This is a genomic window from Streptomyces sp. NPDC005485, assembly GCF_040606085.1.
GTDB lineage: Bacteria > Actinomycetota > Actinomycetes > Streptomycetales > Streptomycetaceae > Streptomyces.
In genome coordinates, this window is the sequence record NZ_JBEXDZ010000035.1 from 51,117 (window position 1) to 65,258 (window position 14,142).

Below are 14,142 nucleotides of genomic sequence, written 5' to 3' on the forward strand. Positions count from 1 at the left end.
GCCCTCAGCGCACGGCTGTGCCGATGTCGGCGTGGCTCAGTGCGCACACCTCGGAGTGCGTCGCGCGTGGTGGGGCGGGGGAGGGGAGCAGGGCCCAGACGGTCTTGCCCCGGCCGTCGCGGTGCCGTGCCACACCCCAGGCCTCGGCCAGCGCCCCGACCAGAGACAGCCCGCGGCCGCTCTCCTCCTGCTCGCCCTGCCCGTCGTTCGCGGTGCGAACGTGAGGCACGGTCGTGCTCTCGTCGCGGACCTCCACCAGGCAGGATCCGTCGTGCAGCGCCGTGACGGCGATCTCCACCTCCCGTTCCAGGACGGGGCCGTGCCGCACGGCGTTCGTCACCAGCTCGGAGACGACCAGGAGCGCCGCGTCCGCCGCCTCGCTGCCGGTCTCATGGCCGCACACGGCGAGATGCCGGCACACACGCAGCCGGGCCAGGCCCACCGAGGACGGATGCCTGGGCACCCGGAACGCGTCGCGTCTCACCGCACATCCCCCTTGCCGCGCACACGGTTTCCGCACAAAGTGCAGCGCATGGCAGCCGCCCGGCGACAGTCCGCGTCGGGCGGCCCCGGCAGGAACGCGACACCGCCGGGCAGGCGGAATCCGGGCTTCCTCCCGGATTCCGCCTGTGATGACGTGTACGGGGGAGAGCGCCCGCCCGCGGGGCGCGCCGGCCCGCGCCACAGTTCAACGGGGCTGTCACGGACGGGACAACGGATGGACCGACCGCGTCCGTCTTGTCGCGGATACGTTCGGATAATGCGTCGGGCACACGCACGTGCGTGCGAAAAACGGCCGAACTTCGCCGGTCGCCAAAACCGTCAGCCGTGGCATCGACCGCTGTGCGGGATCCCGGGCGGGGAGGTGGGAACAGGTTCCGGAGCCGACGGGTGCGACTCGTCCGCCGCGGAGAGTGTGTCCTCGGGCTCTTTGCCGCCCGATGTCCAGGACCGCAACCGGGCCGTCAGCGCACCCCGCCAGGGTTGGCCGCGTCCGTGCAGAAGGCCGAGGAGGATCGCGCCGCCGACGGCGATGAGATGTTCGCGCCCTGCCAGGTTCGGGTGGGTGATCGATTCCCACACCATCGAGCCGCCGGTGAGGGTGAAGACGACGGGCGCGCGCCGGACGACCGAGAGGTAGGTGAACAGGCCCACCACCGCGGCGGACGGCCCGGTGTCGAGCACCTGGCCCGCCTCGGGCGGCAGCCCCAGCCCCCACCAGCCCGGCCCGAGAGCGAGCATCACCCGGACCGTGAGGGTGCCCATGAGGGTGGTGGCGTAGGCGACGGCCAGCGTACGGGCCCGGCCAAGGGTGAGTTCGGCGAGCGCGAAGGCGAGGAAGAGCTGGGTGATGCCCGCCCACACCGGCAGGTCGAGGGCGGGGACGTACAGCGACACGGGCGTGCGCAGCAGCGCCAGGGGAAGCGAGAGGTCGCCCTGTACGCCACCGATCAGTCGCACCACCTCCGCGCCGGCCTGCCGCTGGGCGATCGCGTGGAAGAAGATGACCCCGAAGACGGCCACGAGCGCCAGCGACAGCGCGGACGGCCCGCGGCGCAGCAGCTGCCGCACCGGATCGACGACCATGCCCTGGAACTCCCCGTAGACCGTGCGCCCCACGAACCGGAGGAACCGGCGCAGCGCGGCGCCCGCCCTGCCCGGCACATCGCCGCCGGTTCTGTGCGGGCTGTCGTCACCGGTGCTATTGCCGACGGGGCCGCTGCTGTCGTCGCTGCCGGGATCCGAGGCCGGTGGCGGTCCCTCGCCGTCCCGCCCTTCGCCCGAGACAACGTCGTCCCCGTCCTGGCCACGACGTCCCTCCGCCGTTCGGAGCAAGTCGCTTCTCCCCCTGCCACGCTCGTACAGACAATCGCATCGATCGTGTCCATATCGTATCGATCGTGATCCGTACGCGTTTCGCGGTCCGCCACGCTCGTGGCGTCGGGGGTGATGTTCAGCGCAGGAACCACTGCTGGTTGGCGCCGCCGTGGCACGTCCAAATCTCCAGCTGCGCTCCGTCGGTCGTGGACGAACCCGGTACGTCCAGGCACTTGCCGGACTGGTCCGAGATCAGCCGCCCGCCCGCGCCCTGGGTCCAGCGCTGGTTGGCGCCACCCGTGCAGGTCCACAGCTGGAGCAGGGCTCCGTCAGCGCTGCTTCCTCCGGTCACGTCGAGGCATGCGCCGCCGATGCGTACGCTCCCGTCCGCAGCCGCGGTCCAGTGCTGGGCGGCGCTGCCGTTGCACGTCCACAGGTCGGCCTTGGTGCCGCTGGAGTCCGAACCGCCGTACGCGTCCAGGCACTTGCCGGTGAGGCCCGAGGAGACGGAGCCGCTCAGGCCGCCCGGCTGACGGCGGATGATCGCGGCGATGAGCCCGTGCCCGGGGAAGTCGGTCATCAGGATGCCCGTACGGCCCGAACCACCGTCGCTCAGGTAGTCCAGCGTCCGCTGGTCCAGGCCGGAGCCGCCGCCGTAGCCACCGGCGACGTCGGCCGGAGTGGCCCCGAACGGGGCGCAGTTGGCGGAGGTGTAGGTGATGTACAGGGCGCCCGAGGAGTCGCCGGCCGCCTTGGCGAGGTTGGCCCGGGCCTCGGTCCACTTGGTGTCCAGGCCGCACTGGGTCCAGTCGTTCTCCACGTACTGGCCCCAGTCGCCGCTGGTCAGCTGCGTCAGCCCGTAGCCGCCGTAGACCTGCCCGCGGGGCCCGGTGAACTGGGTCAGCACGATGCGGCCGCGGGTCTGCCCGAGCGTGGGTGTCGCCGCGGTGGAGTTGCCGGTCACGGTGGGCGCGTAGAACAGGCCCGGGTAGCGGGACACGTATCCGTTGAAAATGCGGGTTCGGTCCTCGGTCGTCGTGTTCGACGGATCGTCGGCGCAGTGGCCGATCGAACCGCTGCCGCTGCCGCCCTCGGTGGTGTCCGCGTCGCACTCCCCGTGCAGGTTCATCAGGACGGTCTCTGTGGGGTGTGCGGAGAGGAAGTCCCGGGTCCTGGCGAGTACGTCGTCGAAGTTGGCGTTCTGGTACACGTCGCTGTGGTGAATGGCGAACGCGGTCCCGCCGTTGACGACGCGTACGCGGATGTCGATCGCCCTGATTCCGGCGTTCAGTTGGGCCGTGAGGGTTGCCGCGCTGTCGCCGTGGTTCTCCTGGGCCTCGTATGCGGACGGGAACAGGGAACCGCCGTGGATGGCCAGCGTGTCATGTGTGCCCGGCAGCGACATGTTCCCCAGGCCGAGGGCGTCGGACGCTCCGCCCATCCAGTCGGGGTGGCTCTGCGAGGTCAGGCTGTTGAATGCGTCCGTGGACGTCGAGGGCTGCGCCACGGCCGTACCGCCGGGGCCGAGCAGTCCGACGACCACAGTGGCCGCCGCGCAGGCGACGGCTCCTCGCGCCCGCCCGAGAGGTCTTCGCGGCAGCCATCGCGGGGCCCTTCGCGGCAACCGGGCACGCTTGGGAACGCTCATCATCAGCCTCCGGACGGCAGTCTCCGACCCCCGTGCAGCGGCAAGAGTGGACTACACCAATCGCACGGTCAAGACGCCCGGTGACCCTGGCTGAAACAGGTCCCACGGCATCAGGCGGGATCGTTCGTGGACGGGCTTGCGCGGACGACGACTTGGTCGCCGCGCGGACCGAACAGGTGCAGGATCTCTACGGCGTTGAGGTCCGCCGGGCCGAACCAGTGCGGTTCCCTTGTGTCGAACTCGGCCACTTCGCCGGGACGCAGGGTGCAGTCGCGTTCTCCGAGGATCAGGCGCAGTTCGCCCGCCAGAACGTAGAGCCACTCATAGCCGTCGTGCGTGACAAGTTTCGGCTCGCGGGGAGAAAGCACCTGCTTGAACACCTGCACCCGGCCCGGGTACTGGGTCAGGGGCACGAGGACGCTGCCGTGACTCTTGCGCAGGGGCTTGAGGTGAACCCGGGGGTCGCCGCTGGCCGGTGCGGCGACCAGTTGGTCGAGCGCGACGCGGTGCGCACGCGCGAGCGGGATGAGCAGATCCAGGGTCGGGCGCCGTTTGCCCGACTCCAGACGGGACAGCGTGCTCACCGAGATCCCGGTCGTCACCGCGAGCGACTCCAGCGTGAGCCCCCGGTCCCGGCGCAGGGTGCGCAGCCGGGGTCCGATGCCGTCGAGTATCTGTTCCAGCTCCTCGTCCATGGAGCCATTGTGCGGGCTCGTTTTGCGGTCTTCGCAAATTCGATGGGTCGCTGCCGCGGTCCGGCCGGAGCATGGCCGGGCAGATGCTTCCGGATGTGAGAGGTGGGCCATGACCGCGACGACTCAGCCAGTTCAGCCCGTAAAGCCCGTTGAACTCGCTCAGACCGTTCTGAGCGCGCGCAGGCGCTGGACGGTGCTGGCCGTCTGCTGCCTGAGCATGTTCCTGGTGGGCCTGGACACCACCATCGTCAACGTGGGCCTGCCCGCCATCGGTCGAGGCCTGGACGTCGGCACCCGTGGTCTCGAATGGACCGTGGACGCCTACACCCTCGTCCTGGCCGGCCTCCTGGTCTCCTCCGGTGCGCTCGCCGACCGGTTCGGACGCCGACGGGTCTTCCAGTCCGGACTGGTCGTGTTCGGCGCGGCCTCGCTGCTCTGTGCGGTCGCCCCTTCGGTGGGTGTGCTCATCGCGGCCCGTGCCGTTCAGGGGGTCGGCGCCTCGATGCTCAGTCCCGTGGCGCTCGCGATCGTCGTGAACGCGATGCCCGACCCCAAGGAGCGAGCGCAGGCGATCGGTGTCTGGGCGTCGGTCTTCGGGCTCAGCATGGCTGCCGGCCCCGTCACGGGCGGCGCTCTCATCGAGGGGCTGGGCTGGCGGTCGGTGTTCTGGATCAATGCGCCGGTCATCGTCGCCGCGCTGGTGCTCAGCACGGTCTTCGTGCCCGAGTCCCGGGCGCCGCGGGCCCGCCGGCTCGACCTGCCGGGACAGGCCCTGCTGGCCGTGGTCATCGGGGTCTCGGTCGGCGTTCTCATCGAGGGGCCGCACATCGGCTGGACATCGGCCACGGCGCTGGCCGCGTACGGGATCGCTGCCCTGGCGGCGGTCGGGTTCGTGTGGGCGGAGTCCCGGCGGCCCGAGCCGCTGATGGACCCGCGGCTCTTCCGGCGTCCGGCCTTCAGCAGCGCGGTGCTGGGCGCCGTGGCGGTGTTCGTCGCCCTGAACGCGACCCTGCTGCTCAACACCCTCTACCTCCAGCACACGCGGGGCTGGACACCACTGGCCGCCGGGGTGGCGACCCTGCCCATGGCCGTCGGAGCGACGGTCTGCGCCCCCGTGTCCGGCCGGCTGGTCGGTCGTGTCGGCCCGCGGCTGCCGCTTGTCCTGGCGGGCGGATTCATCACGGCGGGCGGGCTCTGCCTGGTCGGGCTCGATCAGCACACGAACGTACGGCTGCTCCTGCCGGCCTACTTGCTCATCGGCATCGGGTTCGGCTTCGCCAACGCGCCGATCACCAACACCGCGGTGAGCGGGCTGCCTCCGGCCCGGGCCGGTGTGGCGGGAGCGATCACGTCCACCGCGCGTCAGTTCGGCTCCGCGCTCGGTATCGCCGTCGCCGGCGGGCTGGTCACGGGGGTCGGGCCGGCGAGGCTCGCCCACGCGTCCCGCCCGGGCTGGGTCCTGGTCGCGGCCTGCGGACTCTTCCTGTTCCTCGTGGCCCACGCGTCGCGCCCGCGGAAGGACGCCGCCGACACCGCATCCCCACAGACGAGGTGAGCCGCATGGGCCACCGCACCCGCGAGGTGCCCGGTCGGGTGTGCGCGGAAGCCGTTCCTGCGGAGGCGCTCTGCCCGACCGGGCACCGGCCCGTCAGCCCGTACGCCGCGGCCGTGCCTGTCGTGGCCGTGCGGTCGTCTGTCGAAGTGGTCGCGGCGGCCCGTCAGAACTCCTCGTGCACCTCCGGATCCCCGCCCATACGCTTCTCCGGACGGTCGGCGATGGCCCCCATCTCGGCGAGGGAGAGCTCGAAGCCGAACACGTCCAGGTTCTCGCGTTGGCGCCCGGGATCGCCGGACTTGGGGATCGGGACCGCGCCGAGCTGGGTGTGCCAGCGCAGCACTGCCTGGCCGGGCGTCACTCCGTGGGCCTCGGCGACCGCGGCGACGGCAGGGTCGTCCAGCAGCCGGGTGCCGCGGCCCAGGGGGCTCCAGCTCTCGGTGAGGATGCCCTTCTCGGCGTGGAAGGAGCGCAGTTCGTCCTGTGGGAGGAAGGGGTGCAGCTCGACCTGGTTGACGGACGGCAGGACGCCGGTCTCCTTCTCCAGTCGTCCGAGGTGCTCGGGCGTGAAGTTGGAGACGCCGATCGAGCGGACGAGCCCGTCCTCGCGGAGCTTGATCATCGCTTTCCAGGAGTCGACGTACTTGCCGACGCGGGGGAGCGGCCAGTGGATCAGGTACAGGTCCACGTACTCCAGCCCGAGACGCCTGCGCGACTCCTCGAACGAGGCGAGCGTCTCCTCGTAGCCGTGGTGGCGGCCCGGCAGCTTCGTCGTGACCACCACGTCCTCGCGAGGGACGTCGCTGCGGGCGACACCACGGCCGACCCCGGTCTCGTTGCGGTAGTTCGTCGCCGTGTCGACAAGGCGATAGCCCATGGCCAGGGCGTCGCCCACCGCCTGCTCCGCCTGCGCGTCGTCCATCGGCCAGGTGCCCAGCCCGAGGGCGGGAATCCTCGTACTGTCGTTGAGCGTGTGCGCCGGGATGCTGATCACGATCGGCCCTTCCCATTGACTGTGCGGTACAGCCAGTATGGGCGGCCTCGCCCCACGGAGCCGGACGGACGGCGCGAACGAAGTGGACGGTGTCTGCGACGAGCCTGCGTCGACGGCGGCGGGCGTGCGCCGCGCAGGGCCGGGGCTGTCCGTGACGCCGTAAGAGACCGGGAATCACGGGTGCCGTCGGCATGCCGGAAATTTGCGGCGGTTATTGTGGCGGAACCGATCGGACGTGAACAAGGTTGCCGGAGGCTGGGCTGTGTCGGACGAGGGACGGCTCGTCGCCGGGCGGTACCGGCTGGTGGAGCGGATCGGACAGGGCGGCATGGGCACGGTCTGGCGTGCCCAGGACGAGGTCCTGGACCGGCAGGTCGCGCTCAAGCGACTGCACGAGCACCCGCACCTGAGCCACGACGAACTCGCCACCGTGTACGAGCGCACGCGTCGCGAGGCGCGCAGCGCCGCCCGGATCGCGCATCCGCACGTGGTCGTGGTCCACGACGTCGTGGACGACGACGGACTGCCCTGCATCGTCATGGAGTACATCCCCTCCGCAACGCTCGCGGACCTGCTCAAGGGCGGCCGGACCCTGCCGCCCGAGGAGGCCGCCCGCATCGGGGAGGGCATGGTCGCCGCGCTGCGCGCCGCGCACGCCGCCGACGTACTGCACCGGGACGTCAAGCCCGGCAATGTCCTGCTCGCCGCCGACGGTCGCGTCGTCCTAACCGACTTCGGCATCGCCCTGACCACCGGAACGTCCACGCTTACCAAGACCGGCGAGATGGTCGGTTCCATCGACTACATGGCGCCGGAACGGATGCGCGGACGCACCCCGGGCCCGGCCTCCGACCTGTGGGCGCTGGGAGCGACGCTCTATCAGGCGGTGGAGGGCAGGCCCCCGTTCCGCAAGGTCACGGCGGTCGAGACCGCGTACGCGATCGCCGTCGACCCGCTGCCGCCGATGAAGCAGGCCGGAGCGCTGGAGCCCCTCATCGAGGCGCTGCTCGTCAAGGAACCCGACGAGCGGCCGAGCGCCGAGCAGACGGAACGGGCACTGCGCGTCGTACGGGAGGGCGGGCCGATGGCCGCAGCCGCGCCGACGGTCCGCGCCAGGCAGGGATTCGGGGACGGGAACGGCCCCCTGGACGGGAACGGCTTCGGAGATGGTGGGGTTGCGGCCACCCGCGTGGCACCGGAGCCGACCACGCCCGCGGGACCCGACGCCGACCGGACACGGGACTCAGGCGGCCGCCGACGCCGCGGCGGCAAGCGGCGCGGGCCGCTGCGCGCCGTCGTGGCCGTGACGGTCGTGGCCGCGGCCGTGGCGGGCGGCCTCTACTACGCGCTCCACGGTGACGGGGGCGGGGGCGCGGGGGCCTCCGCCTCGGCCACGCCGACGTACACCCCTCCGCCCGTGCCCCAGGGCTACCACCTCGTCAGCGACAAGGACCTCGGTGTGTCCTTCCCGGTGCCGGACGGGTGGAAGGCCAGGACGAAGACGTCCGAGCAGGTCAAGTACACCGACCCGTCCGGCCTGGCGGAGCTCACCATCGGCATGGTGGATCCCGCGGGGCCGAACCCCGTGACGCACTTCGAGAGCATCGAGGCGAACACCAAGGTCAACTATTCGACCTACCGCAAGCTGCGCCTGGAGAAGACCTCGTACCGCGAACTGCCCGCAGCCGTCTGGGAGTTCACCTTCCAGGGCCGGGCCCGGCTGTTCCGTGCCATCGACTTCGGCTTCGGACGCGAGGGCGGCCGGGAGTACGACCTCTACCTCTCGGCGCCCGACGCACGCTGGGACACCTTCCGTCCTGTCTTCGACAAGGCCAAGGACGGGTTCACCACGACGAACGCGGGGTGAGGTGCCGTCTCCGTCGGATGAGCAGAGCATCGCGCGCGAGGGCCACGAAGCGGTAACGGTGGGCAACTGTAGGGGACTTGGGGCGGTCTAGTCCGCCATGAAGGTCTCTTTCTTGATACACAACGCCTACGGGATCGGGGGCACGATCACCACCACGTTCAACCTGGCCCAGGCGCTGGCCGAGCGCCACGACGTGGAGATCGTCTCCGTGCTGCGGCACCGCGAGGATCCGAACTTCACCCTGGACCCGAGGGTGTCGCTACGGCCCCTGGTGGACCTGCGCCACGAGCAGGAACATCCGCTGTACCAGCGGCCGGCCCGGGTCTTCCCCGCCGCCGAGTACCGCTACCAGCAGTACAGCGAGCTGACCGACCAGCGGATCGGCGCCTACCTGGAATCGACCGACGCCGACGTGGTCATCGGCACCCGGCCCGGGCTCAACGTGCACCTCGCCCTCCAGGCCCCGCAGCACGTCGTACGCCTCGGGCAGGAACACCTCACCCTCGACAACCACCCGCCGGCGCTGCGCACCGCCCTGCGCCGCGCCTACCGCCGGCTCGACGCGCTCACCACCGTCACCGAGGCGGACGCCGCCGCCTACCGGCGCAAGATGCGGCTGCCCGGCGTCCGTGTGGAAGCACTTCCGAACAGCGTTCCCGATCCCGAACTGCCCGTCGCCGACGGCACCGCGAAAGTGGTCGTAGCGGCCGGCCGGCTGGTCCCGGTGAAACGCTACGACCTGCTCATCGAGGCGTTCGCCCTGGTCGCGGCCGAACACCCGGACTGGAAGCTGCGCATCTACGGCAAGGGCGAGGAGCACGACCGGCTGCGCCGCCTCGTGACGGACCTCGCGCTGCACGACAACGTCTTCCTGATGGGCGCGGCGGCCCCCATGGAGGCCGAGTGGGTCAAGGGCTCGATCGGCGCGGCCGCCTCCAACTTCGAGCCGTTCGGCATGACCATCGTCGAGGCGATGCGCTGCGGACTGCCGGTGGTCAGCACGGACTGCCCGTACGGCCCGGGCGAGATCATCGAGGACGGGGCGGACGGCCGGCTGGTGCCCGTGGGGGACCGTGACGCGATGGGCGCCGCCCTGCTGGAACTCGTCCGCGACGACGAGAGGCGCCGCCGCATGGGCCGCAGGGCCGTCGAGAACGCGGGACGGTTCGCCCCGGGCCCGGTGGTGGCGCAGGCCGAGCGACTCCTCGACGAGGCGATCGCGGCGAGGAAGGGCGGCCGACGCGTCGCACGGGAACGCGGCCGGATGAACGGCGTCCTGGTCAGCCAGGGCTTCGCGGCCCGCGACGCCGCCCATGCCGCGGTCGGCAGTGCACTGCGCACGGTACGGAGGGGGCGGGGATGAGCGCGCAACGCGAGGCAGAGGCAGAGGCGACAGTGGGAGAAGGAGCGGGGACCGGAGTGCAGCGCGACGCGGAAGGGACGGCGACGAGGGCGCAGCGCGCCGTACGGCCGCGGGTCGGCTGCACGGTCGACGCCGACGGCCGCATCACCTTCGGCCTGCGGCTCCCCTCGGCGAGCCGGCCGCAGCTCCTGCTGCGGCTGCGCCCCAAGAAGGGGCAGCCCGAGAAGACCCTTCACCTCCTCGACCTGGAACCGGCCGGAGGCGAGCGCCGGCGCGCCGTTCTGGAGCCGCGGCCCGCTCTCGCGGAGGGCCGCTGGGACGTCTACCTGCTGCGGGAACCGGGAGCGGAGCGGGAGCGGCTGCGCCCCGGACTGCGGGATCTGCGCTCCCTGGTCGACGGACACGTGCGTGACCGGCCGTCGCCTGTGGCCGTCCGGGTCCCGTACGTCACCAAGGACGGCTACCTCGCGCTGCGGGCCTGGCTGCGCACCGCCCACGCGGAAGCCGACGGCATCGTTGTCACGGCCGGCTCGACGACGATGACGGTCAGAGCCCGCCTGCACGGCGCCTCGCTCGCCGAAGGAGCCGCCGTACGGCTGCGGTTGCGGGGCGGCGACGGCGTCGCACGGACCCTCGGGGCGCGGGCCGAGGGTGACGGACGGGACTTCTCCTTCACGTTCGACTGCGAGGAGCTGGCGACCGGGGGCGGCGGCAACCGTGTCTGGGACGTCTTTGTCCGGCCTGCGGCGCAGGCCCCGCTCGTGCGGGTCGCCCGGCTGCTCGACGACGTGGCGGACCGCAAGGAGATCTTCGTGTACCCGGCGGCCACGGTCGGCGCTGCCTTGGTACGCCCGTACTACACCGTCGACAACGATCTTGCCGTGGAGGTGCGGACGGCGGACTGACCCACGCAAGACGGGAAGCGGCCTCAGCGGGTCCAGTGAGGGGAGGAGGCCTGCCGGTCCGCGTCGGAGGAGTCGGCCGCCTCCGGGCCCGGTGCCTGCGAGCCGTTCCCCTCCGAGCCGTTCCCCTCCGAGCCGTTCCCCTCCGAGCCGGGCCCGTCCGGCTCGGTCCGGCGGGAGGACTCCTCGGCGGGCCCGAACCGGTGCCACAGGTGGCGGCCCAGCAGGGCGCCGCCGTAGATCACGAATCCGACGCCGGTGAACCAGGACTCCACCACCAGGATGGTGCCCACGGCGCCGTAACTGATCGCGTTCGAGGCGACGAGTGGCGTGAACACCAGGGTGGAGAACCATCTGAGCCCGACGAGGCCGGCCATGGTGGCGACGGCGCCGGGGAGCAGTTCCCGGCGCCGGACCCGCTGTCCGAGGAGGAACCGCGGTCCCCACCAGAAGAACAGCAGGCCGGTCACCGAGCCGAGGACGATGCGGGCCGTGCCCTCCAGGACCGTCCTGGTCTCCACCTGGAGGTAGAGATACAAGGTCAGCATGCCGAGCCAGACGGTCTGCCGCCAGATCCGGTGCCACGGCCGGGTGGTCAGCCCCCAGATCTTCTCGTAGCCGTTCTGCACGCTCGACGCGAAGGCCAGCCCGAACGGTGCGAGCAGCGCGACGCTCCAGACCGTGGCGGTGTCGACCACCTTGCGGGGCGGACTGACGACATGCGTGACGGCGTGCGCGGAGCGGCCCGACAGACCCATCCCGTCGACCAGCCACAGCGCGAATCCGCCGTGCCCCAGCGGATCGGCCGCCGCCACCACGATCAGCAGCGGCGCCAGGGTGACCAGGGCGAACGTGGCGAATCCCATGGAGCGGTGCAGCAGCTCCAGCTCCTTGCCGCGCCGGAGGAGCTCGGCGAGGCCGAGCCGCTGCAATCCGCCGTGGGCCCGGCTCCCCGGCCGGTTCACGGGTGTCTCCGTGCCCGGGGGCGGGCTCGCGGGCCGGCCGCCCCGCTCGCTTCGCCGACGCACGCCTTGTCGCTCACACCGTCCGGCTAACCAGGAATGCGCAGGTGAATCCTGCGTCGCCCGGCCGGAACCGGTTCAGCGGGCGCTCACCGGTGTCGCCACGCTGTTCCGGGGTAGGGGGGCCGCCTCGGCGCCCCCTCAGCGGACCGTCGGTGTGGGTGCGGGTGAGGCGGTGTTCACGTTCAGGTCCGGGCGGGGCTTGAGTACGAGGATGGGGGAGCCCGGCTGCGGGGCCGGCGGGGTCATCTGGTCCTTGGGGAGCTTGGGCGGGGTGGTCTGCTGGAAGTTGACCTGGTCGAAGTTGACCAGCCCGGTCTTCTCCAGAACCGTGATGTGGTCGAGGACGGTGGAGTTGGCCTGTACGGCCAGCTGACGCACCAGGGAGTTCTTGGTGTTGGCGCGGATCTTGGCGATGACCGGGAAGATCTGGCCGTGCGTCACACGCATGATGTTGACCGCGGTGGAGTCGAACTCCTTGCCGTTGGCCGCGGACGCCGTCGCCACGAACTGCTGCTGCTGCGGGGACGCCTGGTTCGGCAGGGTGATCCCCAGCTCGGGGGCGATCTTGCGGCATGCGGCGTCGAGCCCGGCGTGCCCGACGATCAGGTGCCGGCCCGCCTCCTTCATCTCCGGAGTCGTGCCCTTCTGCAGTGCTATCTCACCGAGGGGGTACTCCCACAGGCCGGCCGCACGCACCTTCACCACGAAGTCGCGGTCCGCCTCGGTGAGCGGCCCCCACTGGGTGTTGGCGATGATGCGGTCCTGCGAGCTGGACGTCGTCTGGACCCCGAGCATGGCGGGGTACGCGAGGGCGGTGAGGGTCAGCCCCAGCGCGCCGAACACGAAAACGGACCCTGCCACGTTACGGGAGATGGGCATGACGCCTCCGACCTTGAGCGACTCGTACGCCCAGGGATACGGATGTGCCGCACGGATCCATCATCGAGCAGAGAAGATTTTGCGCTCTGTTCTGTGCGGTGTGTCACATGAGCTGAGAGATCCAGTGGGCGGTCAGGGTTCCCGCAGCCGCGCCGGCGGAGAGCTCAGAGGCGCTGGGCGGGCCAGTCGAGCAGGCGGGCACCGATGACCGCGGTCTGGAGCGTGTAACGGTGCGCCGGGTCGGCCGGGTTGGCCCCGGTGAGCCGGTGGATGCGTTCCAGCCGGTAGGTCAGAGCACGCACGCTCAGGGACAGCCTGCGGGCGGCCTCGGCGGCCACGCAGCCGCAGTCGAAGTAGGCGGCGAGGGTGTCGAGAAGCGGCCCGGCGCCACCACGGGCGCCGGTGAGCGGGCCGAGGGCGCTGAGGACGAGATCGGCCATGGCCTGGCGGTCACGGGTGAGGACGGGGTAGACGAGCAGGTCGGCGGCGTGCAGGACGGGATCGTCGAGCTCCAGGCGATCGGCCAGGTCGAGGGCGTTGAGGGCCTCCTCGTAGGACTGGACGACACCGCCGGCGCCGGGCTGGGCGCGGCCGATGGCGATGCGTCCGCCCTCCGTGGCCGCGTACGCCTGCTTGGCGAAGTAGGCGAGCACATCGTCCTGGTCGCCCGGGGCGATGCACAGCATCCGGCCGTCCTTGGTGGTCAGCAGGATGCTGCGGTCCCCGAAGCGGGCGATGAGGGACTGTTCCACCTGGCGCGACGCCGGGGCGCCCTCGTCGTACGCGAGCGGGCCCTGGGCCACGGCGACGGCGTGCGTGTGGGACAGCCGCAGGCCGAAGCGCTCGGCTCGCTCGGCGAGGCGGCCCAGATCGCTGCGGCCGTACAGAAGATCGTCGATGAACTCCCGCCGTGCCGCCTCCTCCTGGCGGACGGCGACGCGCTGGGCGCGTTCGTAGCCCTCGGCGAAGGCGTCGATGACCTGCTGCACGGCGGCGAGGGTGCTGTCGGAGGAGCCGGGCGTGTCGGGCCAGGCGACGCGGGTGGCGGTGAGGTGCGCGGTGATGAGGACCCGCAGCGTGTGGCCCGCGTGGGCGGCGTGTTCGCCGAGGGCGCGCCGTGACTCGATCTCGTCGCGGGTGAGACGCCGGCCGGTGGCCGAGACGTCCGCCAGGAGCTGGGCATAGCCGTCCAGATACTGCCCAGGTATGTCCCGCTCCGTCACTTCGCCCCCGGTTTCCTGATGCCCCGGTGTCGTTTTCTTGACGGTCACCGGCATGCAGACCCTAGTGAACACTGCCGGAAACCGGCAATGCGAGGGCGAGTTCCGGGCATGCAGGATGGCCCGAGGGGAGCACGGCGGATGGTTTCGGTGCCGGACACCGGCAGGGTGTCCGG

The 14,142-nt window shown here is 71.5% G+C and carries 12 protein-coding genes; 4 read left to right on the top strand and 8 right to left on the bottom strand.

Going from position 1 to position 14,142, the window contains the following annotated elements; translation table 11 throughout:
• Positions 1 to 4 precede the first annotated feature (4 nt).
• The 4 genes from ABZS97_RS14915 to ABZS97_RS14930 form a co-directional block, all read right to left on the bottom strand.
• Positions 5 to 484 carry an ATP-binding protein gene (locus tag ABZS97_RS14915; RefSeq protein WP_356137564.1) on the bottom strand — a complete coding sequence of 160 codons (480 nt, stop codon included), beginning with the start codon at positions 482 to 484 and terminating at the stop codon, positions 5 to 7.
• A gap of 338 nt (positions 485 to 822) precedes the next feature.
• A complete protein-coding gene (locus ABZS97_RS14920) occupies positions 823 to 1,587 on the bottom strand; it encodes a hypothetical protein (RefSeq protein ID WP_356137588.1) in 765 nt (254 codons plus the stop codon).
• A 367-nt stretch (positions 1,588 to 1,954) separates the two neighbouring features.
• A complete protein-coding gene (locus tag ABZS97_RS14925) occupies positions 1,955 to 3,466 on the bottom strand; it encodes a phosphatidylinositol-specific phospholipase C domain-containing protein (RefSeq protein WP_356137566.1) in 1,512 nt (503 codons plus the stop codon).
• Between the two features lie 110 nt (positions 3,467 to 3,576).
• Entirely contained in the window at positions 3,577 to 4,161 is a 585-nt protein-coding gene (locus ABZS97_RS14930; protein WP_356137568.1) for an XRE family transcriptional regulator, read from the bottom strand.
• Positions 4,162 to 4,270: 109 nt separating this feature from the next.
• Here ABZS97_RS14930 and ABZS97_RS14935 point away from each other — a divergent pair, with 109 nt between their 5' ends.
• Positions 4,271 to 5,716 (top strand): MFS transporter, encoded by a 1,446-nt coding sequence (locus ABZS97_RS14935; RefSeq protein WP_356137570.1) that lies wholly within the window; start codon positions 4,271 to 4,273, stop codon positions 5,714 to 5,716.
• Between the two features lie 163 nt (positions 5,717 to 5,879).
• Here ABZS97_RS14935 and ABZS97_RS14940 read toward each other — a convergent pair whose 3' ends face one another.
• The gene (locus ABZS97_RS14940; protein WP_356137572.1) at positions 5,880 to 6,710 is read right to left on the bottom strand and encodes an aldo/keto reductase; all 831 of its coding nucleotides are present in this window, start codon (positions 6,708 to 6,710) and stop codon (positions 5,880 to 5,882) included.
• A 262-nt stretch (positions 6,711 to 6,972) separates the two neighbouring features.
• On the opposite strand from ABZS97_RS14940, the gene ABZS97_RS14945 reads away from it, so the two are divergent.
• From ABZS97_RS14945 to ABZS97_RS14955, 3 genes are all read left to right on the top strand, one after another.
• Positions 6,973 to 8,577: a serine/threonine-protein kinase gene (locus ABZS97_RS14945; RefSeq protein ID WP_356137590.1), complete on the top strand. Its 1,605-nt coding sequence runs from the start codon at positions 6,973 to 6,975 to the stop codon at positions 8,575 to 8,577.
• A 97-nt stretch (positions 8,578 to 8,674) separates the two neighbouring features.
• Positions 8,675 to 9,940: a glycosyltransferase family 4 protein gene (locus tag ABZS97_RS14950; RefSeq protein ID WP_356137574.1), complete on the top strand. Its 1,266-nt coding sequence runs from the start codon at positions 8,675 to 8,677 to the stop codon at positions 9,938 to 9,940.
• A 56-nt stretch (positions 9,941 to 9,996) separates the two neighbouring features.
• Positions 9,997 to 10,845: a transferase gene (locus ABZS97_RS14955; protein WP_356137576.1), complete on the top strand. Its 849-nt coding sequence runs from the start codon at positions 9,997 to 9,999 to the stop codon at positions 10,843 to 10,845.
• Between the two features lie 23 nt (positions 10,846 to 10,868).
• Here ABZS97_RS14955 and ABZS97_RS14960 read toward each other — a convergent pair whose 3' ends face one another.
• The 3 genes from ABZS97_RS14960 to ABZS97_RS14970 form a co-directional block, all read right to left on the bottom strand.
• Positions 10,869 to 11,807 (bottom strand): ribonuclease BN, encoded by a 939-nt coding sequence (locus tag ABZS97_RS14960; RefSeq protein ID WP_356137578.1) that lies wholly within the window; start codon positions 11,805 to 11,807, stop codon positions 10,869 to 10,871.
• A gap of 198 nt (positions 11,808 to 12,005) precedes the next feature.
• A complete protein-coding gene (locus tag ABZS97_RS14965) occupies positions 12,006 to 12,746 on the bottom strand; it encodes a DUF4142 domain-containing protein (RefSeq protein WP_356137580.1) in 741 nt (246 codons plus the stop codon).
• A gap of 164 nt (positions 12,747 to 12,910) precedes the next feature.
• Positions 12,911 to 13,969 carry a helix-turn-helix domain-containing protein gene (locus ABZS97_RS14970; RefSeq protein ID WP_356137582.1) on the bottom strand — a complete coding sequence of 353 codons (1,059 nt, stop codon included), beginning with the start codon at positions 13,967 to 13,969 and terminating at the stop codon, positions 12,911 to 12,913.
• Positions 13,970 to 14,142 lie beyond the last annotated feature (173 nt).